Genomic DNA, 22,947 nt, shown 5'->3' on the forward strand with positions numbered 1-22,947 from the left:
CGTGCCGTATCCGTGGAAAAGGAAGTGACACCTCATGCCCGCACCAGCGCCGTCCTCGCCGGCCGTTGTCGAAGCCGAGCCCCTGCCCCGGCAGGAAGAGGTCCTCACCGATGCGGCCCTGGCCTTTGTCGGCGAGCTGCACCGGCGCTTCACGCCGCGGCGTGACGAGCTCCTCGCCCGCCGCGCCGAGCGCCGCGCCGAGATCGCCCGCACCTCCAGCCTGGACTTCCTCCCGGAGACCGCCGCGATCCGCGCGGACGACTCCTGGCGGGTCGCCCCCGCGCCCGCGGCGCTCAATGACCGCCGCGTCGAAATCACCGGGCCGACCGACCGCAAGATGACCATCAACGCCCTGAACTCGGGCGCGAAGGTCTGGCTCGCCGACTTCGAGGACGCCTCGGCTCCCACCTGGGAGAATGTCGTCCTCGGCCAGCTCAATCTGCTTGACGCCTTTGAGCGCCGGATCGACTTCACCGATCCCGCCTCCGGCAAGTCGTACGCCCTGAAGCCGGCGGACGAGCTGGCGACCGTCGTCATGCGCCCGCGCGGCTGGCACCTGGCGGAGCGCCACCTGCGGCTCGACGGCACCCCGGTCCCCGGCGCGCTGGTCGACTTCGGCCTGTACTTCTTCCACAACGCCAAGCGCCTGCTGGAGCTCGGCAAGGGCCCGTACTTCTACCTCCCGAAGACGGAATCGCACCTGGAGGCCCGCCTCTGGAACGACGTCTTCGTCTTCGCGCAGGACTACGTGGGCATCCCGCAGGGCACCGTCCGCGCGACCGTCCTGATCGAGACGATCACCGCGGCGTACGAGATGGAGGAGATCCTCTACGAGCTCCGCGACCACGCGTCCGGCCTGAACGCCGGCCGCTGGGACTATCTCTTCTCGATCGTCAAGAACTTCCGTGACGGCGGCGCGAAGTTCGTACTGCCGGACCGCAACGCGGTGACGATGACCGCGCCCTTCATGCGCGCGTACACCGATCTGCTGGTCCGCACCTGCCACAAGCGCGGTGCGCACGCGATCGGCGGTATGGCGGCTTTCATCCCGTCGCGGCGGGATGCCGAGGTCAACAAGGTCGCCTTCGAGAAGGTCAAGGCGGACAAGGACCGCGAGGCGGGCGACGGTTTCGACGGCTCCTGGGTGGCCCACCCCGACCTGGTGCCGCTCGCGATGGCTTCGTTCGACGCGGTGCTCGGTACCGACCCGAACCAGAAGCACCGCCTCCGCGAGGACGTCTCAGTGGCGGCCGGCGACCTGATCGCCATCGACTCGCTCCACGCGAAGCCGACGTACGAAGGGCTGCGCAACGCCGTCCAGGTCGGCATCCGCTATATCGAGGCGTGGCTGCGCGGCGTGGGCGCGGTCGCGATCTTCAACCTGATGGAGGACGCGGCCACCGCGGAGATCTCCCGCTCGCAGATCTGGCAGTGGATCAACGCGGGCGTCGAATTCGAGCACGAAGGGACGCGGGTGCGGGCCACTCCGGAACTGGTCCGCGAGGTCGCGGCCGAGGAGCTGGCGGCGATCCGCGGTGAGCTGGGTGACGAGGCGTTCGCGGCGGGCACCTGGCAGCAGGCGCACGATCTGCTGCTGAAGGTGGCCCTCGACGAGAACTACGAGGACTTCCTGACGCTGCCCGCGTACGAGCAACTGCGCGGCTGATCCGGCCCCGTCTCGCTCCTAGCGCCGCGGCTTCTTCCTCTTGCTCTTCTTCCGGTTCTTTCTGAGCTGCGACAAGGGAGAGGCCGCCTCGGCCGCGCGCCGGGCAAGGGCCGCGACGCCGGGGTCGCCGTGGCGGGCGCTCAGGTGGTCCAGCACCCGGTGCGCGCGGTACGCGTCGGCCTCGGCGAGCGCGGCGATCAGGGCCCCGGCCCCGCCGGGCCAGGTGGCGGCGGCGGCGTCGAACGCGGTCACCACACCGGACTCGGGATACGGGGCTTCCTCGTCGAGGAATTCGGCCCGGCGGTCCTCGCGGTGGCATACGTCCAGGTCATCGAGGAGGAGAGTCGCCCGCGCCGGCAGGGGGACCAGGTCTGCGTCCGCCTGTTCGTGCTGTTCATCCTGTTCGCCGCGGGCGCACAGCGCCTCCAGGGCGTACGCGCCGAGCACGGGGTCCGTGAGCAGGCCGCGCAGGGACTCGACGGGGGCGGCGGCGGTGTCCAGACACCGGAAGAGGAGGCGGGCGGGAGCCAGATCCTCGATGGCGTTCCTCGCGGACGCCAGGGTGGCGAGCAGTTCGTCCCATGCGGCCTCCGTGCGGACGGCCAGCCAGTCCGCGAGGGTGCGGCTGGCGCTGTCCGGGGGCCAGACCCGGGCCGCTTCGATCAGGGTTGCGGCGTCCCAGCCCGTGACCGTCTCCCGGTCTGGCGCGGCGACCGCGCCCGCCCTCAGCGCGTACTGGATGGTGACCATGCCAAGGGGGGTCAGGCCAAAGGTGTCCCCGGTCCGGAAAACCGCGCCGGTGGTGGCCAGCCGGTCCACGACGGCCGCGAGTTCCCGCGCGGGAGCATCGAGCGCCGTCCGGTCCTCGTCGCTGAGAGCGGGCAGGCCGAGGAGGGCGGTCAGTTCTTGCGGGGTCGGCGTCGCGTACTCGGCCGGGACGCTGTCCGGGACGGGCACCGGCCTGTTCTCCACGCCCGGGGCGATCAGCCAGTCCCCGTACTCGGCGGCTTTGCGCGCCACGGACTCGGGGGCGCAGCCGCGTTCGTACAGGGCGTACAGCAGGTGGTCGGCGTCGTCCGCGTACTCCCCGGCCGTTTCGGGGTCGTCCGTCAGGCGTCCGACGACGGTGGCGAGGATGTCGGCGGCGAGTTCGACGAGGTCCTGCGGGGTGCCGCCCTCGGCCCAGATTTCCGCGGCAGGGCCGGGCGTCGGGCCTCCGTTGTCACCCTCCTGGAGCAGACCACAGGTGACGGCGAGTCGGCGTACGTCCTCGGTCGCCGCGCCGGGATCTTCGACCGCCGCCGTGAGGAGCGCGGGCAGCGGGGCGCGCTGGAGCAAGCCGCGCAGTTCCTCCGGGGCGGGCGGGGAGGGCGGTGGCGGCAGCGGGACGGTGGAGTCGCCGTAGTAGCTGAGGTGGTGGTCGAGCAGCGCGTCGGCGAGGACGAGATGCGGCGAGGACTCGGGGCCGGGGGCGAGATGCGCGTACGGCCCGGAGAGGGCGTCGGACAGCCCGGCCGCCGTCCAACGGTCCATCAGCGTGGCGGCTACGCGATCGAGCTCGGCGATCAGACCTTCGGTCGGATCGTCGTGCGTGTCCGCCGCGAGGTCCGTCGCCTCCTGCGCAAGACCGGGCAGCAAAGGCCCGGCGGGCGAGGGCTGCTCGACATCGGCGGCGAAGGCACGCAGCAGGGTCTCGGTGAAGGCGATCCGCGTCATGTCGGTTTGTTCCATGACGTTGGCCGGCAGCAGCTGGGCGGGCAGTGCGGGGCGGTCGGCGCGGGGCGTACGGTCGTACGCGGCGAGCCAGGCCAGTACGGCGTCACGGTCCTCGACGGGTGTCCCGTCGGCCCGCATCAGCGACGCGTACCAGCGCGGCCAGGTCAGACGGGACGGGGCGGCCATCTCCCGCCGGAACTCCGGCACGGCGGCCTCGATCGCGGCCAGCAGCCGGGCATGCCGCTTCGCGTTCAGTCTGCCCTTGGCCCGTACGAGGTCGGCGAGCGCGCTCAGGACGGCGGGGAAGAGGTCCAGCTCGGACTCCGTCGCGCAGACGAGAACCGGCACGTCGTGGATGAGGAGCTGCCGGACCAGGTCAGGGGTGGGTTCCGGCAGGCCGGTCCGGCGGTCACCGCCGCGGAGCGCGAGCAGGGTCAGTACCGCGTCCGCGACTCGGGTGGACGAAGGGCTGTCGAAGCCGGGGGCCTCCTGGCGGAAGAGGTCAAGTCCGGCGCTGGGAGTGAGGCTCGTGGTCACCTCACGAGCCTAAAGAACGGCACCCGGACTTGGCACTCAACCGGACCGGCCGTACCCGTTCCGGTGAAGGGTAATCGGTGATCACCGGTCACTGAGTTGCGGGCGTGCGCCCGTGCGTGTGTCACGCCTGCGCACATCGTGGAGGGCCTTTCATACCCCAATGCGCCCTGTGGGTTATTACGGAACATAGATAGCTTTTCAGCATTCCGTCTCGTATTTGCGCGAGATATTGAGAAAGGTTCCTACATGTCACTCAAAGGTCGCCACCTTGCCGCAGCCATGGCCGGTCCCCTGCTCCTCGCCGCCGGTCTGCTCTCCGCAGGTCCCGCGCAGGCGGCCACAGCGGGCGCGGATTCCGGCACGCGCGTCCTGAACTGTCTGGTCGACATGGACGCCCCGACCGGGGGCGGAGGACAGGTGTCCGCAAGGGTCGCCACCCGCGATTGCAGCGGCGGCGTGGGGTGGCGCGTCGAGTTGCAGAGCTCCCGCTGGTACGGCTGGTACACGGACGCCGAGCGGTCCTGGACGGGCAGCCAGTCCCATGTGCTCAGCGCGGGATGCGCCGGAGTCCACGACCACAGGCTCGTGGTCTGGGCGACCGCCGACGGCCAGACCAGCCCGGCGAAGCCGGGCCCCACGGCGACGATCAACTGCGGCTGAGTCGGCACTCCGACGATGCCCTGGGGGGCGGGGGACTCTCCCCCTGCCCCCGTCTCGCGCGTCCGCTCACTGGCTCTGGCTCCCTATCACCACCGTGCGCTGCGCGGAGAAGTCGCCCCACTTCCCGTCGGGGAGCTTGGCGCGGATCTTGATGCTGTAGCGGGTGCCGGGCTTGTCGGTGACGGTGAGCGTGTACGTCACCGTCCCGGCGGGAGGCTGCACGCCCCAGACGATCGTCGTGGCGGGCTTCCCGTTGAGGAACAGCTCATGGACCTTGACGGGCTCGCCCGTCTCCGGCGGAGTCCAGCTCAGATCGACGCTGCCCTTCCGTACGGTCGCCTTCAGATCCGTTGGCGCGGTGCTCGGCACGTCGTCGCCGGGCGCGGAAGCGGTGGTGAGGTCCACGGCGTCGCTGTCCGACGAGGAGTTCTCGGCGGCGTCGCGCGCCCGGACCGTGAAGGTGTACACGGTGCCGGGCCGCAGCCCGGTGACGCGGGCGGTGGCCTCGCTCCCGCGGACGCTGTGGATCCGGGAATCCTCCTGGTAGATGTCGTACGAGGTGACACCCAGGTCATCGGCGGCGCGCGCCCAGGACAGGGTGACCGCCCGGCTCCCGTCCACCTGGCCCCGCAGCGCGGTGGGAGGGGTGGGGGCCTTGGTGTCCTCCGGTGTGGGGGCCGGAGTGGTGACGGGCACGGCGGCGCTGGGCGCGGAGAGGTTCCCGGCGGCGTCACGGGCGCGGACGGTGAAGCTGTACGCGGTGGACGGGGCCAGCCGGTCGATGTCGACCATGCGCTTGGCGGCGGGCAGGGTCTTGACCTTGACGCCCTTCTGGAACACGTCGTAGCCGGTGACGGCCTTGTTGTCGGCGGCCTGCTCCCACATGACGTGCACGGAGGTGGCGCTGCCGACCTGGGCGGTCACTCCGGGGGGAGGCGCGGGGGGCTCGGTGTCCTTGTCGTCACCGGCGCAGGCGGTGAGAAGGATGACGGCGGTGGCGCAGGCGAACGCGGCGAATGTGGGGGGACGTTGCACGGTCGGACCTCCGCGGATGACGGGATTGGTCCAGACCTATATGACACGCACGGTGGCCCGACTTCAAGACCTCGCGGTGGCGAAGCCGAGGAAGGCGTTCCAGGCGTCGGGGGCGGAGGGTGAGCACCGGGCCGGTGGTGGCCTTGGAGGACATCGAGTCGATCGAGGAGACCGGGAGCGATGAGTTTTGGCCGGCGGTCCGGTCTGGTCTGTATGGACTCCCACACACAGACCCCATTCCCCGACCTCTACCCCGCCGCCCGCGCCGTGGCCCGGCTCCTCGGCTCCATCCAGGACGAGCAGCTGGCGGATCCCACGCCCTGCCCCCAGTACGCCGTACGGGAGCTGCTCGGCCATCTCGTCGGGCTCGCCACCGCCTTCCGGGATGCCGCGCGGAAGGAGTTCGGGCCGACGACCAATACCGACCCCGGGTCCGCGCTGCCCGTGCTCGATTCGGACTGGCGCGTCGTGCTTCCGCAGCGGCTGGACGAGCTGGCGGAGGCCTGGCGGCAGCCCGCGGCCTGGGAGGGCGACACCCAGGCCGGCGGGGTCGCACTCCCTGCCCCGGTCGCCGGGCAGGTCGCCCTCAACGAGGTCGTGATCCACGGCTGGGACCTGGCTCGTGCCACCGGGCAGGAGTACGACCCCGGGGAGGCGAGCCTTCGGGTGTCGTACGGGCTACTGGAGCCGTCCGGGGAAGAGGACCCGTTCCGGGACAAGATCTTCGGGCCCGTCGTGGAGGTGCCCGAGAGCGCGCCGCTGCTCGACCGGGTCATCGGGCTCAGCGGCCGTCGGCCCGACTGGCAGCCGGGCGACTGACCGGCGTCAGGCGGAGACGCCCTGTTCGCGGCGCTCGTGAGCGGGACCGGGTGACTGAGAGCGTGTCCGGTGCGTAGCCAACGGCCCACCCACCGGGCAGGCTCCCCGGTCCGGGTCACACATAGGTGAATTCCACGTCGTTGCTTCTCTCGCCCTCACTGACCGCGACGACGTGCACGGTCCCCGCACCCGCCGGAACCGTGACGTCGAGCTCCGTGTGTCCGTCCGGGTAGGTCTCCTCGTACCAGTCGTTCTCGCTGAGCTCGGTGTCTCCCCAGACCACCTTGGTAACGCTCTCCAGTTCACCGCGGAGGGTGACGTACTCCTGGCCCTGCCGGCCTTCGGGAGGCTCGATGCTGTCGATGTGCAGGCTCATCACTGCGCCCTTTCGACGGGGAATTTCCTGAACAAGGCGTCCTGGACCAGACGCCGTTCCACTCCGTCCCACTGTTCGACAGCCACCGGAGTACCGCAACTGCGGCCCGCACAGTGACTGAATTGCCGGAGGAACAGGGGTGTACGCCACCGTCGTCCTACTGGTAGGAAAGTTTCCTAACAAGTGCAGCCAACGAAAACTCCCCATGGAGGCACAGTGGCCACCCCCCGCTTACGCAGCCCGCACCACCCGCTCAAGTTTCTCTCCCGCATACTGCTCGGCCTGACACTGGTCGCACTACCGGCCAACGCCGTCGCGGCCACCGCCCCCGAGTCGGCCGAGGCCGCCGCGGCCATCGGGCTCGACGATCCGGCGAAGAAGGAAATCGCGATGAAGCTGGTCTCCAGCGCGGAGAACTCTTCGTTGGACTGGAAGGCGCAGTACAAGTACATCGAGGACATCGACGACGGCCGCGGCTACACCGCGGGCATCATCGGCTTCTGCTCCGGCACTGGCGACATGCTCGATCTGGTTGAGCTCTACACCGCCCGCAAACCCGGCAACGTACTGGCCTCGTACCTGCCCGCCCTGCGCAACGTGGACGGCAGCGACTCTCACCAGGGACTCGACCCCACCTACACGCGTGACTGGAAGAAGGCAGCCCAGGACGCTGAGTTCAAAAAGGCCCAGAACGACGAGCGCGACCGGGTCTACTTCAACCCCGCGGTCAAGCGTGGCAAGCAGGACGGGGTCGGTGTCCTCGGGCAGTTCATCTACTACGACGCCATCGTGATGCACGGCGACGGCGGCGACTCCACCAGCTTCAGCAGTATCCGCAAGAAGGCGCTGGCCAAGGCCAAGTCCCCGGCGCAGGGCGGCAACGAGAAGGCCTATCTGAACGCCTTCCTCGACGCCCGGGTGTGGGCGATGAAGCAGGAGGAGGCGCATGAGGACACCAGCCGGGTCGACACGGCCCAGCGGGTCTTCGTCCAGAAGAACAACTTCGGGCTGAACACGCCACTGGACTGGAAGGTGTACGGCGACAGCTTCCACATCGACTGAGCCGTCGACGGTCGGTCACCGAGGGGCGAGGGCCGTGACCATGTCGGCGGCAGCAAGCAGACGTACCCGCGCCGCGTCCTGGCCGAGCGGATACAGAGCGAACACCTCGCTCCCTTCGGGCAGTTCCAGGTCGCCCCTGAGCACATAGGCCAGCCGCGGTCCCGCCGACGGCCCGTCACCCTCGCCGCCCACGCCCTCGGGAGCGTCCGTGTCCGTCTCCGGCGAGCCGATCCGGGCGGCGAAGCCGCCCACGTCCTCGCCGTCCCGCCGCCGGTACACGCTTCGCGAACCGTCCGTGTGGCGCAGGACGACCGTGGCCGCCCGTGCCGCGGCCTGCCACACCGCGAGCTCGCCCAGGCCGACGCGCGAGCCCGAGGCGAACAGGTCCGTCAGCCGGTGGGCGAGCGTGGCGAGCGCGTCCGCGTGCCGCCACACAGCGTGGTGCGTACCGGTGACGCCCTTGACGACGTCGAACCAGCGCATGGTGCGCGCCCGTACGTCGATAAGAAGCGGCACACAGGCGCGGCTGCTCCCGGTGAGGTCGAAGCGCTGCTCGACCGAGCGCGGGTCGAACACCGGCCCCCGGTTCCCGGGTCCGTCCCGCAGCATGAGCCCGGCGAAGGCTTCCGCCAGGTCGCCGAAGGGAACGTTGTTGTACGAGTAGACGACCGCGACGACGTAGCGGACCCCGGCTGCGCCGAGCCGCTCCAGGTCGAGGTCCACGAACTCACTGGCACCGAGCGGAGGCGGCGCGTCCTGAAGGTCTCCGGAGTGGACCGCGGCCTGGCTCGCGAACCGCAAGCTGGTGTAGTCGCAGACCCCGACCTGGCGCCAGTCCGCGTCGAACATCGCGGCCGACAGGTCCAGGTCGGTCCTTCCCGAGGTGGGGCTCTCCATCCAGTGCAGGAACAGACGCAGCGTCCTGCCGTCCGGTACGGCGAGTTCGCTGCCGCGCGGGAGGGTCACCAGGGCTCGGGACGCGGTCCGTTCGGTGAACGGCGCGACGACGCCGTCCAGCGCGGCGTCGACGACCGCGACCTCCACGGGTGCCCCCGTCCCCGCCCTGCGCAGCAGCTCCGCCGTCAGCACGTCGGCCACCATCCGTACAAGGGCGGCGGGCAGCGCCGGCCTGTCGTCGTCTATGACATGGGTCTTCGCCATCGCGCCCTTCGGGAAGAACACCCGTGCCGCCCGCTGCCGGGTCCGGGTGCGGATGGCACCGAGCGCGGACAGCAGAACGGCCGGCGCCACCCGCGGAACCACGCGCTCCAGCGCGGAGACGACGGAGACGACGCTCGTGTCCTCGTCCCCCTCGTTCTCCTGGTTCTCCTCGCCGATGAGGCGCAGCAGGTGGTCGAGGCGGCGGACGAGTTCCCCCGGCCGCTGTTCGAGCAGCGTGAGCGCCCCCGCGAGGTCACGGGCCGCGAGGGCGGCCTCGACCTGGCCGCTCCAGCTGTACGCCGTAACGGCCGGGCCGGTGACGTCGATGTCGTCGGCAGTCTCCGCCGCCGCGCGCAGGGCCGCGGACAGGGCGTCGTCGCCGAGTCGGGTGCCGCGCAGCGCGGCGAAGGCGAGCGCCGCTCGCGGGAACCGGCCCGTGTGCTCGAAGGGGTGCAGAAGTTCCGCCGCGTGGATCCAGGCCCGCCGGTGCCGCCGCATGTCCTGGGCCGCCTGTGCCGGGTTCAGCGTGTCGAAAACAGACAGCAGGGCGCGGCGAAGGGGCCGGGGTACGGGGGCGAAGCGCGGGATCTCGACAAGTCCGGCGTCTCCGCCGGAGCGGACCACGAGCACGCGCAGCACATCGGTGGCGGTGTCGATGAGCCCGGTCGCTACGGGAAGGGTCGCCGGGACGGCCGCGGGGTCGGCCAGCAGCCAGGCGACGAGGCGGGCCTTCGTCTCCCGGCCGGGCACCGTGGCCGGCAGCCGGGCGAGGTCGTCGAGGTCGTCGCGGGTCCTGGCGGCGAGCAGGGTTTCCAGGTCGTCGGTGTCCTGGGGGCTGAGGGCGCCCGTGCGGGAGAGCAGGGTGTCCAGTTCGCCGGCAGCGTCGGCCTGACGGGCCGCGAAGTCGCCGCCGTACGACAGCAGACGCAGCCGCTCGGGCGGCGCGGCCCGGCGGAACATGCTGCGGCGCGGGCGCTTGGGGCTCAGGAACGGATCGGCGGGGTCGATGCGGCGCTCGCACACAGGGCACGCCGAGAAGTCGGCGCCGTCGAAGCACGAGCCGCACACCAGGTGGGCGCAGGGCGAGACAGGCACGACGGAGTCCACCGTGCCGCAGAGTACGCACGGCTGCTCCGGCCGCTGGAACAGCACAGTGAGCACACGGTCGGCGTAGTGCGCGGAGGTGTCGCGCGGGGTGCTGTCCGGGAAGTCGCGCAGCAGGGGCACGTGCGGTCGGTCGGCGCCGAGGGCCCGGTCGATGTCGTGGAGCAGTGCCCGGCCCACCGCGCCCATGGCGCGCGCGTCGAGCGCGGCAAACGCGGCGCGCAGCGGCGGGGCCAGCAGGTAGCCGCGGTTGATGAGGTCGGCCTCGATCAGTGCTGCTCCGCTGTCGCCGGCCGGGTCCGTGACGACTGCCGGTGTCGGCAGATACACGGTCCCACGGCGCGACAGGAGCACGGTGGCAAGGGATCGTGGGCCGGCGATGGTGGCAGGGCCGACGGCCTTGGTGCTGGACAAGCTGGTTCTCCCCCTCCCGGACGGCCGGGTGTCGCGCGGGGCGGGAAGTGAGCACGCTGATTCATCAGGAGAGTATGAGAAGGAAGCACACTCGGGAGCCGCCCCGCGCCCCGCGACCGTAACAGCTGCCGGGCAGGCTGATCACCCGGTTTTCCGGGCACGGCGCCCCGGAGATGCGCCGTGGAGACCCAGCAGGGCGGCCGGCCCCGCATCACACGATCGATGTCCCCGTCCCGCTCACCCGCACCCGCGGGTCACCCTCGCGCAGTTCCACGGTCAGCACCCCGGGGCGGCCCATGTCCTCGCCCTGGTGGAGGGTGAGGACCGCCGACTCAGGGACCAGGCCGAGTTCGCGGGCGTACGCGCCGAACGCGCCTGCCGCCGCGCCCGTCGCCGGGTCCTCCACCACGCCGCCCACCGGGAAGGGATCGCGCACATGAAAGACGCTCTCCGACTCCCGCCACACCAGTTGCACCGTGGTCAGATCGAGGCGGCGCATCAAAGCTTCGAGGCGTTCGAAGTCGTACGCCAGATCCGCCAGCCGCTCGCGGGTCGCGGCGGCGACCACCAGGTGCCGGGCGCCGGCGAAAGCGATACGAGGCGGTAGTGCGGGCTCCAGATCGGCGGTGGGCCAGTCCAGCGCGGCCAGCGCCTCGGCGAGGTCCGCGTCCGCGATCGCTTCGCTGTGCGGCTCGACCGTGGTGAGTGTGGCCCGCAGTGCCCCGTCCTCCCCGCTCACCGTGACCGGCACTGTCCCCGCGCGCGTGGCAAATACCAGGCCGCCGGTCCCGATGCGCTCGCCGAGGGCGATGGCCGTGGCGACCGTGGCATGGCCGCAGAACGGCACCTCCGCTCTGGGGCTGAAGTACCGGATGGTGAACGCCCGTCCGGGCTCCCCGCCAAGCCCCTCGGGCGGCGCGGACAGGAACGCGGACTCGCTGTACCCGAGGTCGGCGGCGATCTTGAGCATTTCGGCGTCGCCGAGTCCCGAGGCATCGAGGACGACACCGGCGGGGTTGCCGCCCTCCGGGTCATCGGAGAAGGCGGTGTAGCGCAGCACTGCGGGCTTCGTCGTCATGATCGGCGGAACCGTGGGCCGATGTGGTTTGTTCCCAACCCGCCGGAGAGATGGGGGCTGTGCGCTGATCACAACGCCCCAGTCGGTGCCAATGGCGCGATGAAGCGAATCGCCCGCTCGACGTGAGCCGAGGCGCCTCGACCGAGCGGGAGTCGGCGGCGCATCGGCCGAGCAGACGCCCCACGACCGCCCCACGACCGCGCCTCGTGCGTTCGGCCGCCGACGGCGCGCAGGACCTGGTAGTTCGCCGGCCCCGCCCGTCGCAGGCTGTCGCGGATGTGAATCCCCGGTCCGCCTCCTGCCGGGCATCACAGTCGACTACGGTGTTACCCGCCCATACATTGCCTGATCAGCCCGAACAAGGACCCGCGTGCAGACGACCCCGCTCAGCCCCGAGGATCCCGCCGAACTCGGCGGCTTCGAGCTGCTCGGCAGGATCGGGCAGGGCGGCATGGGCCAGGTCTATCTCGGTGAGTCGCAGGGCGGTGAGCCCGCGGCCGTCAAGGTGATCAAGGCGTCGGTGGTGGACTCCGAGGCGCGGCTGCGCTTCGCGCAGGAGATCGAGGTCCTCAAGACGATCTGGGGCCCGCGTATCGCCGCCTTCCTGGACGCCGACCCGGAGGCGGAGCGCCCCTGGCTCGCCACGGAGTACGTCGACGGCCCGGATCTGCGCAAGCACATCACCACGCACGGGCCGCTCCCCTCCGTACTCGTGGCCTCTCTCGGAGCGACCCTGGCCGAAGCGCTGGCCGGCGTGCACAAGCAGGGTCTCGTACACCGCGACCTCAAGCCCGCGAACGTTCTCCTCGGCCCGAACGGCCCGAAGGTCATCGACTTCGGCCTGGCGGTCTTCATGGAGTCGAACGTCACGCTCACCGCGCCGAACACGGTGATGGGCACCCCCGCGTGCATGGCCCCGGAGCAGGCAGGCGGCGTCAAGCCGCTCACCGCTCCCGTGGATGTGTACGCCCTGGGGTCCGTCCTGCTCTACGCGGCGACCGGCCACTACCCGTACCAGGCCGACAACATCCAGGTGCTGTTCCACATGATCACCGACCAGTCCAGGGAACCTGACCTGACGGATGCGCCGGACGTGCTCGTGCCGCTGCTGACCGTGATGCTGTCGTACGCCCCCGGTGACCGTCCCGGCCTGCCCGACGTGGTCAAGCAGTGCCGGGCCGTCATCGAGGCCCAGGGCCTGAAGGTCGCGCAGGCGCGCCGTCGGCTGACGTCCTTCACCGCGTCCTCAGGACCGTCCGCCCCGCCGTCGGCCTCCGATACCGCGATCCTCGCCGAGCAGACGACGCACCCCCTGCCGCGGGTGAGCACCGTGCCGGCCCCGACGCTCCCCCTCCCGCAGCCCGTCGACGCGTACACGCCCACCGTCAAGGCCGAGCCGGCCCCTGCCTATGCCGATGCCTATGCGGGCAGCGGTACGGGCGATGCTCCACCGCCACGCGAGGAAACGCATCGCAAAGGGACGCCGCGCGAGCAGACGCCCCGGGACCGGCCCAAACGCCCCGCCGCCCCCGCGCCCCTGATCCACTCGGTCCAGGCCCGCAAGGTCGCCCAGCAGCTCCGCGAGACCTACGCGCAGCGCGCCGCGTTCTGACGCGCCCGCCCTTCACGAACTGGCCACCACCGCCGCCCGCGACCGGCCCCGCACCACCCCAGCCCAGCCCCGCAAGAACCACCAGCCCAGGAGGCAGCGCCCGTGACCGTCGAGCAGGAGCGCGTGGACCGGACCGGCGGCGCTGCCGCCGAGGACGCCCAGTACCCACCAGGCGCGCAGATCGTCGTACGCGACGAGGAGTGGCTCGTACGGAACGTGACGCGCACCGCCCACGACGGCGACCGGATCGAGGCGGTCGGCGTCTCGGAGTTCGTCCGCGACCAGGAAGCGGTCTTCTTCACCGCTCTGGACGATGTCGAGCTGATGGACCCGTCCCGCACCAAGCTCATCGACGACACGTCGGCCAACTTCCGCCGCAGCCGCCTCTTCCTGGAGGCCGTACTGCGCAAGACCCCGCTCCCCCAGTCCGAGCGCGGTCTCGCCCTCGCCGACAGCTTCCTGCTCGATCCGCTCCCCTACCAGCACCGCCCGGCGCAGCTCGCGCTCTCCGGCCGCAACCTGCGCCCGCGCCTGCTGATCGCCGATGTCGTCGGTCTCGGCAAGACGCTGGAGATCGGCCTCACCCTCGCCGAGCTGATCCGCCGCGGCCGGGGCGAGCGCATCCTCGTCGTCACCCCACAGCATGTCCTGGAGCAGTTCCAGCACGAGCTGTGGACGCGGTTCGCGATCCCCCTGATCCGGCTCGACTCGGCGGGCATCGAGAAGGTGCAGCGCGAGATCCCGGCGGGCCGCAACCCGTTCACGTACTTCAAGAGGGTCATCGTCTCCATCGACACCCTGAAGAACACCGACCAGTACAAGCATCATCTGGAGCAGATCCGCTGGGACGCGGTCGTCATCGACGAGTCCCACAATCTGATCAACCGCGGTTCGCTGCGCAACCAGCTCGCCCAGCTCCTCGCCCCGCGCACCGACGCCCTGATCCTGGCCTCCGCGACCCCGCACAACGGCAACGCCCGCTCCTTCGCCGAGTTGATCGCCCTGCTCGACCCGGCCGCGATCCGGGACCCCGAGCGGTACGACGCCGAGGACATCAAGCACCTGTTCATCCGGCGGACGAAGGTCAGCCCCGAGGTCCGCGACCAGATGAAGGGCCAGTGGGCGGACCGCGGCCCCTCCGAGTCGGTGCGCTGTTCGGCAACCCCCGCCGAGGAGAAGGTGTTCGAGGAGCTGGCGCAGGTGTGGCTGCCGGCCGAGGGCAAGTCGGTCAGTGATGTGCCCCTCTTCCCGTACACGCTGCTCAAGTCCTTCCTCTCCTCGCACACCGCCTTCCGGTCCACGGTCGGGGCACGGATCAAGACCTTGCTGGGGAAGGAGTTCGCCGACCCCGATTCACCCGAGCTTCTGGCCCTGCGGCGGCTCGCGGAGCTGACGGACGGGATGTCGGAGTCCGACTCGGCGAAGTTCACCGCGCTCGTCGAGCAATTGCGGGCGATCGGTGTCGGCCCGAGGTCCGACACCCGGGTGGTGGTCTTCTCCGAGCGGGTGCAGACGCTGGAGTGGCTGCGCGCGACCGTGCCGGTGGCGCTCGGTTTCAGGGGCAAGTCACTCGACGAGGCCGCCCGTGTCATGCACGGCGGACTGTCCGACGAGCAGCAGATGCAGTGCGTGGAGGATTTCGGTCTCGCCGACACCCCCGTACGCATGCTGTTCACGGGCGATGTGGCCTCCGAGGGAGTCAACCTGCACCGCCAGTGCCACCAGCTGATCCACTACGACGTGCCGTGGTCGCTGATCCGCATCGAGCAGCGCAACGGCCGTATCGACCGCTACGGCCAGGCCCACCGGCCCGAGTTCCGCGCGCTGATCCTCACCAGCGCGGTGACGGACGCCAAGGACGACCGCACAGTGGCGGAACGTCTGATGGAGCGGGAGGACGAGGCGCACCGGAGCCTGGGCACAGCGGAGGCGGTGAGCGGGCTGTACCGGGCGGAGGCCGAGGAGAAGTCCCTCATCCAGGATCTCCTGCGGGGCCGCACGGTCGACGAGTCGCTCCAGCACACAGCGGCCGAGGCTGCGGACGCGGACGACGACTTCCTCGCCGGCTTCTTCGGCTCGGTCGGCTCCGTCGGCGAGGACGTACCGGCCGAGGACCCGGACGCGGTCCCGCCGCCCGCGAACGTACCGCGCCTGTTCCAGGGCACCCGCGAGTTCATCGACGAGGCGCTGGCGGAGGTGTTCCCGGACGCGCAGCGGCAGCTGGAGATGGACCGGGACACCGAGACGGGCCTGATCTCCTTCCGGCCGCCGTCGGACCTGATCCACCGCATGAAGTCCCTGCCGCCCGACTACCGGCGTGAACAGCGCCTGCACGAGCGGCTGTTGGTGACCCTCAACCGTAAGCTCGCCGACCTGTCCCTGGTACGGGCCCGGGAGTCGGCCACCTCCAGCTGGCCGGAGATCTCGCTGCTGACCGACCTGCATCCGGTGGTGGAGTGGCTGACCGACAAGGTGCTGGTGAGCCTGGGCCGGCAGGAGGCCCCCGTCATCACCGCCGATGTCGAGGCGCCCACGTATCTGATCCAGGGCATTTACTCCAACGCGCTCGGCCGCCCCACGGTCATCAAGTGGATGACCGTCACGGGCGGCGACGTCACGGACGACATGGTCGCCACACTGCGCCGCACCGGGGTCGGCCCCACCATGGCAAACCCTCTGCACCGCCATGACCTTCAGGCGCTTCGTGCGGGCATCCCCGCCGCGCTCACCGCCGCGGAGACCTTCCTCGAACGGCGCAGCAGCGACTGGGACAAGGCCCTGCGCGAGCCGATCAGGCAGTACAAGGAACGGCTCGGCGACTGGGAGCAGCCCACCCTCACCGGAGGCACCACCAGGACCGACCTGGCGCGGCTGGCCGACTCGCTGCTGACCACCGGCCGCCCGATGCTGCGTGTGCTCGCCGTCCTCGACTCCCCCGGCCCCGCCGCCCTTTCCTCGTCTTCCGCCCGCGACTGAACCAGGAGGTTCCCGCACCATGACGTACGACTCCCTGGTCAACCGCGGCGACTACTTCTCCGCGCACTACCTGGCCGAGGTCTTCCCCAAGGACCTCAAGTCGGGCCTGCTCACGACGTGGAAGGTCCGCGAGGAGGAGGCGAAGGCGGCGACCGCCGACACGGCCTCTGCCTCAGCCGAGGACTCCGAGCCTGCCGCGGACGCCCTGCCCGTCACTCCGCGCATGGGCCTGCGTGCCCTGCGCCGCCCGTACTTCAGGTCCCGCGCCTTCTTCGCCGAGGCCGCCGCGACCGGCGAAGAGGCGACGACGTACGGCACACCCGAGTGGCAGGGGCGGGCCGCCGAGCTCAACGGCTCCGTACTGCGCGCGCTCGGTTACGACGCCAAGCCGCAGACGCTGACCGTCCGCCGCGCGGACAACCCGTACGACATCGAGGTCGCGCACGCCGAGGCGGGCCTGGTCGCCCTCGACTGCGGCTGGGCGGCCGAGCCGGACGCCGCCCTGGACCCGGACGGCTCGGGCCGTCTGCTCAACCCGGTACAGCTCGACGCGGCGAACACGCTGCGGACCGGGTCCAAGCTCGCCTCGTTCCTCTTCGCCTGCGAGGACGCCCCCCGGTATGTGCTGCTGCTCGCGGGCGGCGTGATCGTGCTGGCCGACCGGGCCGTCTGGGGCGAGGGCCGCTACCTCGCGGCTTCCCTGGACACCGCGCTCGACCGCAACAACACCAAGGACGGCCAGGAACTCGACACTCTGGCCGCCCTGTTCGGTGCCGACTCGCTGCGCACTCCGGAGGAGGGCGGCGAGAACCCCCTCGCGGGTCTGGTCGGCAAGTCGACCAAGCACGCGGTGGGCGTCTCCTCCGACCTGCGCGACGGGCTGCGCCTGTCGGTGGAGCTGATCGCGAACGAGGTCCTGGACCGTATCCGCGCCCATGAGGGCGTACGGCTGGCGGACCTCAAGGAACTCCCGGAACTTGCCCAGCAGTTGACGCGCGAGTCGCTGCGCTACCTGTACCGGATCCTGTTCCTGCTGTACGCGGAGGCCCGCCCCGAGCTGGGCATCCTGCCGTCCGACTACCCCGAGTACCACCAGGGCTACGGCCTCGGGCGCCTGGGTGAACTGGTCGCCGAACGCGACCTGGTGGGCGAGAAAGCCCGCGAGGGCTACTACCTGTACGAGTCGCTGGACCTGCTGTTCCGCAAGGTGCAGGAGGGCTACCGCCCCCGGCGTACGCACGGCGCGGACGCGCAGAAGCCGGCGGCCGAGGCTTCCGGGACCGCTATCTCCGAGGACATCGGCCTGCGTTTCGAGCCGCTGCACTCCAAGCTCTTCGAGTCCGCGTCGATCCGCCTCATCGGCGCGCAGGCCGTACCGGACCCCCGGCACGACGAGGACGCGGAGGGCGGCCCGCAGTACCTGGACACGCGTCTGCGCAACGCCACCCTGTACAAGGTGCTGCGGCTGCTGATGCTCACCAAGGGCAAGAAGGGCGAGCGGGGCGGCTTCATCTCGTACGCGCAGCTCGGCATCAACCAGTTGGGCGCGGTGTACGAGGGCCTGATGTCGTACTCGGGCTTCGTGGCGGGCGAGGAGCTGTACGAGGTCGCGAAGGGCGGCGACCCGAAGGACGGCTCGTGGCTGGTGCCCGCGTCGAAGGCCGACGAGTACGCGGACGGTGTCTTCGTACGCCGCCGTGACGAGGACACCGGCGAGGAGCTACGGGTCCGGTACCGGCCGGGCGCGTTCGTGTACCGGCTGTCGGGGCGCGACCGTCAGACGTCGGCGTCGTACTACACGCCTGAGTCGCTGACGAAGGTGACGGTGCAGCTGGCGTTGCAGCACCGCCTGGACCAGGACGGGACGACCACCGAGGCGCGGGAACTGCTGGACTGGAAGATCTGCGAACCGGCGCTCGGGTCGGGCGCGTTCCTCAACGAGGCGATCAACCAGGTCGCGGCGGAGTACCTGCGGCGACGGCAGGAGGAGACCGGGCAGGCGATCGACACGGAGAAGTACACGGTCGAATTCCAAAAGGTCAAGGCGTACATCGCGCTGCACAACTCGTACGGCGTCGACCTCAACTCGACGGCGGTGGAGCTGGCGGAGGTCTCGCTCTGGCTCAACACCATGCACCCGGGCATGGAGGCCCCGTGGTTCGGGTTGCACCTGCGGCGGGGCAACTCGCTGATCGGCGGGCGCAGGGAGATCTACGCGGCTGAGCGCTTGAAGAAGGGCGGCTGGCTCGGGACGACCCCGGAACGCTTCCCCCTGACGGAGGCGGCGAGCGGCCTGCCCGAGGGAGCGGTGCACCACTTCCTGCTGCCGGCGAAGGAGTGGGGCGCGGTCGCCGGGGAGAAGGAGGCAAGGGCGCTCGCCCCGGAGGACGCGAAGAAGCTGGGCGGGTGGCGGAAGGCGATCACCAAGTCGCCGAGCGCCAAGCAGACGGCGCGACTTCAGGGCTTGGCGCGGCGGGCGGAGTACCTGTGGGGGCTGGTCTGTCGACGCCTGGAGATCTCGGAGCGGGACATCTCGCGGCGGATCGAGGTGTGGGGCGCGGATGGCGACTGGCTGCGGCAGCCGGTGGAGGCGGTGCAGCGCGAGGACGTGCTGGCTGACCTGGAGGCGGTGGATACACCGTACTGGCGGCTGAAGACACTGATGGACGCGTGGTGCGCGCTGTGGTTCTGGCCGGTGCAGAGCGCGGGGCTGCTGGACGGGAGTGATGCGCGGTACGCGCGGGGGGTGGCGCCGTCGGAGACTGCGGGGGCATTCGCGGTGGAAGCAGAGGGCAACGACGGTGTGCTCATGTCGTGGGAGGTTGACGCGCTTCCGGGGTTCGAGGCGGACGCACAGCAGTTGGAGCTGACGCGGGAGGACGTGGACAAGCGCCGGGCGCGGGGCGGCAGCCGAAAGGAGGCCGTGCGGGAGCAGCGCCGGGCGGTCATCCCGCTGGCGGGCCTTGACGACTGGCTGGACTTCGCGGAGTCGCTGCTGGGCACGCAGGAGGTCCCGGCGGACTCGCTGGTGTCGGAGTTCGAGTCGCTGACGGAACTGACCCCGTATGAGGACGACTTGCCGGACCTCATGGGCATGGACCGGGCGCATCACTTGGAGGAGCGGTACCCGTGGGCGGGGGTCGCGCGGGATGTGGCGGTCCAGCAGGGGTTCTTCCACTGGGAGTTGGAGTTCGCCCAGGTGTTTGGGCGGGGTGGGTATGACTTGCAGGTGGGGAATCCGCCGTGGGTGAGGCCCACCTGGCGGGAGGACTTGGTGCTGGCTGAACTGGAGCCATGGTTCGCCCTCACAGAGAAACCTAGTGTGACCGAGTGGAGGCTCCGCAAGCAAAGAGTACTCAATCAGTCGAGAAATGCACTGGACTACTGCCTTGACGCACTGGCGGCCAATTTCGGTTCCGTTACATTCTTTGGTGCACCTTCAACCTACCCGCTGATTACAGGGACTCAGCCGAATCTTTATCGGGCATTCATGTGCCAAACTTGGAGTCACCTGCGCAGTGTCGGATCGATTGGACTGGTGCATCCCGTAACACACTTTACCGGGGCACAGGAAGGACGCTTTCGAGCCGAGGCATATAAGCACCTGAGATTCCATGCACATTTCATGAACTCGCTATTCCTGTTCGACATTCGAGATCGAAATGAGTTCTCAATCAACATCTACGCCGCCAAGGGGAGCATCACCTTTACCCATATGAGTTGGCTATTCACCCCAGAAACCGTGCTCGACTCAATCAAACATTCCGGAGAAGGGAAAGCCCCCGGCACTAAATTCAACAGGCGGTGGGACACTAGACCACACAGTTCCCGCCTCGTCACAGTGGACGCGAACAGGTTGACCGAGTGGAGTCGACTCGCCGGAGATAGCGAAACCCCTACCTCACAAACAGCACTTCTTTACCCGGTGACCACGGAGGAGCAGGACGCCATTACCGCCCTATCGGCCGCAGCGCCACGACTGAATTTCTATCGTCCACACATCAGCTCGGGCTACCACGAGAAGATGGGAAAGGAAGACGGCTTCATTCGGTGGGAATCCCAATTGCCCGACTCGATTGCCGACGTGGTACTACAGGGTCCGCATTTCGGAGTCGCTACACCATTCAACAAGCAGCCAAATATTCCGTGCCGAAACAAGAACGACTGGTCGACTTGGGATCACTCTAATACCCCTGCAGCAATCGTTCCAGTCACCAACTACATCCGCGCCTGTGATTCCGCAAAGTACATCAAATATCAGGATATGTGGGGCGAACATCCATACACCCAGCACTATAGGCTGGCTTGGCGGCGCATGATTCCCTCTTCTAATGAGCGCAGCCTCTTCGCCGCAGTCATCCCCCCTGGCCCCGCTCACGTCCACACTGTGCAGTCCATGGCTTTGGAAAATAATCAGCTAACTGTGCTTAATGCCGGGTTTTGGGCTGCCCTTCCGTTGGACTACCTTCTTCGCATCACCGGTCGCTCCGACTTGCAAGTAGCCGAGGCCAGGAAGATGCCTGCTGCCGTCCCCGGCCACCCACTGGCCCATCCTCTTCTGGTGCGAACCCTCCGCCTCAACAGCCTGACGAATGCCTACGCTCCCCTCTGGCAGGAGCTATTCCACCGCACCTGGCCGGGTTACGAAGTGTGGGCCAACGCCTGGCCCAACTTGGCCGCCCTCGCAACACATCTCACCCCAACCTGGAAGTACAGCACCCCTCTCCGAACTGAGTACGAGCGTCGCGCCGCCCTCGTTGAGCTCGACGCACTCGTGTCTGTATGGCTCGGAATCACCGCCGACCAGCTTGTGGCGATCTACAAATCCCGCTACCCCGTCCTCTCTGACTACGAGGCGGAAATGTACTTCGACGCGAACGGCCGCAAGATCGCCCGCAACCACAACACCTACGGCCACGGTCAGAACAAGGTGTCCTACCCTGCGCTCCTCGACCACTTGGCCAACCCCGCCGCCACTCCACCCCCCGAGGGCTACACCGTCCCCTTCTACAAGGCCGACCGCGAGAGCGAGATGCGTGCCGCGCACGCGCACTTCCAAGCTCGCCTCGATGCCGAGGTCGCCGCTGGGCGCTGGTCCCCACCCGACCCAGCACCGGTCATCAGTGTCCCGACCGAGGGCTGACGTACGAACAACCGTGGGGCGGCTCCCGATACTCGTCGGGAGCCGCCCCACATCAAGCCACACGCACCCGCTACGCGGTACGACGCTCCACCACGTAGCCCACGAACGCACCCCAAGCACCAGGCGTCATCGTGAGCATGGGACCGCTCGTGTTCTTCGAGTCCCGGACATGCAAGGCGTCGGGGCAGGACGCAACCTCGACGCAGTCGCCACCGTTGCCAGCGCTGTAGCCACTCTTGTGCCAGGTGACGGCCACCTCAACGCACTGACCGCCGTCCCCGGCACTGTAACTGCTCTTGAACCAGGCCAGATTCTGCGTGCTCTGACCGGCCACCTGCCCGTTCATCTGTCTCCCAACAACCTCTCGATCAAAGCAAGCGACTCCGACGGAGTGAGAGCCTGCGCACGGATGGTGCCATAAGCAGTCTCAAGTTCCCGTACCTTGCCGCGCTCTGTGTGGACCCGGCTGTCGCCCTGAACTTCTGTGTAGGCGATCCTCCGCCCTTCTGCGGTCTCCATCAAGGTGAACGGTCCGGCCAGTCCCGCGTGTTCCTCGCGAGCCGAGGGCATGACTTGGATCTCTACGTTCCGCCTCTGCCCAATCAGTAGAATCTGCTCCAACTGGCCCCGCCAGACGGCCATCCCACCGGTGGGCCGATGTAGTACCGCTTCCTCGATCACAAAGCTCATGTGTGTGACTGGCCGCCGAGAGAAGATCGACTGCCGGGCAAGACGAGCCGCCACCCGTTGCTCGATGACTTCCTCGTCCAGTAAGGGCCGCCACATCGCGAATACCGCCTGTGCATGCTCCTTCGTCTGCAACAGGCCGTTGACCACGTGACTGTCGTACACATGAAGCGCGACCGCCTGACTCTCCAACCTCGCCGCATCGCGGAAGAATGCCGGGAACTGCGCCCGCGCCACTTCCTCCTTCATCTCCAGCAACACGCCCCGCGCGCCCAAGATCTCGTCCGCCTGCTCGATGAACCTCGGCGGCGGGATCCGTCGCCCCTGCTCGTACGACGCGATCGTCGACGCCGAGTACCCCGTCCTTGACCCGAGCTCCGCGCGCTCCAGGCCCGCCCACTCCCGGAACCGTTTCAACTGCCGCCCGAACACATGCAGGATGCCCGACCCGGCCTGGCGATCCGGCTGCCGGTCAACTTCCGCGTCCACATCCCGGTCCGCTTCACGTTCCCGCTCGTCCATCATGTTCCGCCACCTCCCAGAACCCCGACTAACGCCAACGCCCCCACCACCCCGTCGGGCACGCCCCGCGCCGCGTACAACCACCCCGCCCGCACGTACACAGCGTCCGCCTCCCGTCACACCCCGTCCCCGATCAACGGTACGCACGCCACAACCCAGTTCGGCCGCAGATCCCCACGAATCCCCCATCTGGGCGAGCCCGCCCCGCCCATCCGCTGCCGTCGGGTCGACGTCGAAGGCGACGCCACCGCCGCATGGGTCGTTGGCCTCTTCTCGTGTACGCCAATTCCAGTCCGATGGGAATCGGCGTACACGAAGCCACTGAAAGCACAGCGGACGAACTCCCGCAGCCCGACCCCAGTCACTCCGGGCGCGCTGC

General features: G+C 69.3%; 14 protein-coding genes. 7 read left to right on the top strand and 7 right to left on the bottom strand.

Translation table 11 applies throughout. The features are described from left to right. Positions 1-34 precede the first annotated feature (34 nt). A complete protein-coding gene (aceB, locus tag ACIHCQ_RS26645) occupies positions 35-1,666 on the top strand; it encodes a malate synthase A (RefSeq protein WP_399667214.1) in 1,632 nt (543 codons plus the stop codon). An 18-nt stretch (positions 1,667-1,684) separates the two neighbouring features. On the opposite strand, the gene ACIHCQ_RS26650 is transcribed toward aceB, so the two are convergent. Further along, positions 1,685-3,919, bottom strand: coding sequence for a hypothetical protein (locus ACIHCQ_RS26650; RefSeq protein ID WP_399667217.1), 2,235 nt, complete (start codon positions 3,917-3,919; stop codon positions 1,685-1,687). 246 nt (positions 3,920-4,165) lie between these two features. Here ACIHCQ_RS26650 and ACIHCQ_RS26655 point away from each other — a divergent pair, with 246 nt between their 5' ends. Next, on the top strand, positions 4,166-4,579 hold the full coding sequence (locus tag ACIHCQ_RS26655; RefSeq protein WP_399667219.1) for a hypothetical protein: 414 nt from the start codon (positions 4,166-4,168) through the stop codon (positions 4,577-4,579). A 66-nt stretch (positions 4,580-4,645) separates the two neighbouring features. Here ACIHCQ_RS26655 and ACIHCQ_RS26660 read toward each other — a convergent pair whose 3' ends face one another. Further along, entirely contained in the window at positions 4,646-5,614 is a 969-nt protein-coding gene (locus tag ACIHCQ_RS26660; protein WP_399667222.1) for a fibronectin type III domain-containing protein, read from the bottom strand. 180 nt (positions 5,615-5,794) lie between these two features. Here ACIHCQ_RS26660 and ACIHCQ_RS26665 point away from each other — a divergent pair, with 180 nt between their 5' ends. Continuing rightward, positions 5,795-6,433 (top strand): TIGR03086 family metal-binding protein, encoded by a 639-nt coding sequence (locus ACIHCQ_RS26665; protein ID WP_399667225.1) that lies wholly within the window; start codon positions 5,795-5,797, stop codon positions 6,431-6,433. A 115-nt stretch (positions 6,434-6,548) separates the two neighbouring features. Here ACIHCQ_RS26665 and ACIHCQ_RS26670 read toward each other — a convergent pair whose 3' ends face one another. Next, positions 6,549-6,809, bottom strand: coding sequence for a hypothetical protein (locus ACIHCQ_RS26670; protein ID WP_399667228.1), 261 nt, complete (start codon positions 6,807-6,809; stop codon positions 6,549-6,551). A gap of 216 nt (positions 6,810-7,025) precedes the next feature. Between ACIHCQ_RS26670 and ACIHCQ_RS26675 the strand changes: the two genes are divergently transcribed. Further along, complete coding sequence (locus ACIHCQ_RS26675; protein ID WP_399667230.1) at positions 7,026-7,871, top strand: chitosanase; 846 nt, start codon at positions 7,026-7,028, stop codon at positions 7,869-7,871. Positions 7,872-7,886: 15 nt separating this feature from the next. On the opposite strand, the gene ACIHCQ_RS26680 is transcribed toward ACIHCQ_RS26675, so the two are convergent. Both ACIHCQ_RS26680 and ACIHCQ_RS26685 read right to left on the bottom strand, forming a co-directional pair. After that, a complete protein-coding gene (locus ACIHCQ_RS26680) occupies positions 7,887-10,550 on the bottom strand; it encodes an MXAN_6230/SCO0854 family RING domain-containing protein (protein WP_399667232.1) in 2,664 nt (887 codons plus the stop codon). A gap of 211 nt (positions 10,551-10,761) precedes the next feature. After that, positions 10,762-11,628: a PhzF family phenazine biosynthesis protein gene (locus tag ACIHCQ_RS26685; protein WP_399667234.1), complete on the bottom strand. Its 867-nt coding sequence runs from the start codon at positions 11,626-11,628 to the stop codon at positions 10,762-10,764. A 370-nt stretch (positions 11,629-11,998) separates the two neighbouring features. On the opposite strand from ACIHCQ_RS26685, the gene ACIHCQ_RS26690 reads away from it, so the two are divergent. The 3 genes from ACIHCQ_RS26690 to ACIHCQ_RS26700 all read left to right on the top strand — a co-directional run bounded on the left by ACIHCQ_RS26690 (position 11,999) and on the right by ACIHCQ_RS26700 (position 21,359). Next, the gene (locus ACIHCQ_RS26690) at positions 11,999-13,240 is read left to right on the top strand and encodes a serine/threonine-protein kinase (protein WP_399667237.1); all 1,242 of its coding nucleotides are present in this window, start codon (positions 11,999-12,001) and stop codon (positions 13,238-13,240) included. Positions 13,241-13,342: 102 nt separating this feature from the next. Next, on the top strand, positions 13,343-16,216 hold the full coding sequence (locus ACIHCQ_RS26695) for a DEAD/DEAH box helicase (protein ID WP_399667240.1): 2,874 nt from the start codon (positions 13,343-13,345) through the stop codon (positions 16,214-16,216). Between the two features lie 19 nt (positions 16,217-16,235). Next, the gene (locus ACIHCQ_RS26700) at positions 16,236-21,359 is read left to right on the top strand and encodes a class I SAM-dependent DNA methyltransferase (RefSeq protein WP_399667243.1); all 5,124 of its coding nucleotides are present in this window, start codon (positions 16,236-16,238) and stop codon (positions 21,357-21,359) included. A 70-nt stretch (positions 21,360-21,429) separates the two neighbouring features. Here the strand turns inward: ACIHCQ_RS26700 and ACIHCQ_RS26705 are convergent, their stop codons facing one another. Beyond that, positions 21,430-21,705, bottom strand: a complete 276-nt coding sequence (locus tag ACIHCQ_RS26705) for a DUF397 domain-containing protein (protein ID WP_399667246.1) — start codon at positions 21,703-21,705, stop codon at positions 21,430-21,432. Beyond that, entirely contained in the window at positions 21,702-22,568 is an 867-nt protein-coding gene (locus ACIHCQ_RS26710) for a helix-turn-helix domain-containing protein (RefSeq protein WP_399667397.1), read from the bottom strand. The genes ACIHCQ_RS26705 and ACIHCQ_RS26710 overlap by 4 nt, the downstream gene beginning before the upstream one ends. Positions 22,569-22,947: the final 379 nt, after the last annotated feature.

Origin of the sequence: Streptomyces sp. NPDC052236 (assembly GCF_044548015.1) — a bacterium.
In the GTDB taxonomy this organism is placed as follows: Bacteria; Actinomycetota; Actinomycetes; order Streptomycetales; family Streptomycetaceae; genus Streptomyces.

Coding starts and splice junctions, on each gene's coding strand:
- aceB (WP_399667214.1), top strand. CDS start 35: ATGCCCGCACCAGCGCCGTCCTCGCCGGCCGTTGTCGAAGCCGAGCCC.
- ACIHCQ_RS26655 (WP_399667219.1), top strand. CDS start 4,166: ATGTCACTCAAAGGTCGCCACCTTGCCGCAGCCATGGCCGGTCCCCTG.
- ACIHCQ_RS26665 (WP_399667225.1), top strand. CDS start 5,795: ATGAGTTTTGGCCGGCGGTCCGGTCTGGTCTGTATGGACTCCCACACA.
- ACIHCQ_RS26670 (WP_399667228.1), bottom strand. CDS start 6,809: ATGAGCCTGCACATCGACAGCATCGAGCCTCCCGAAGGCCGGCAGGGC.
- ACIHCQ_RS26685 (WP_399667234.1), bottom strand. CDS start 11,628: ATGACGACGAAGCCCGCAGTGCTGCGCTACACCGCCTTCTCCGATGAC.
- ACIHCQ_RS26700 (WP_399667243.1), top strand. CDS start 16,236: ATGACGTACGACTCCCTGGTCAACCGCGGCGACTACTTCTCCGCGCAC.
- ACIHCQ_RS26705 (WP_399667246.1), bottom strand. CDS start 21,705: ATGAACGGGCAGGTGGCCGGTCAGAGCACGCAGAATCTGGCCTGGTTC.
- ACIHCQ_RS26710 (WP_399667397.1), bottom strand. CDS start 22,568: ATGGACGAGCGGGAACGTGAAGCGGACCGGGATGTGGACGCGGAAGTT.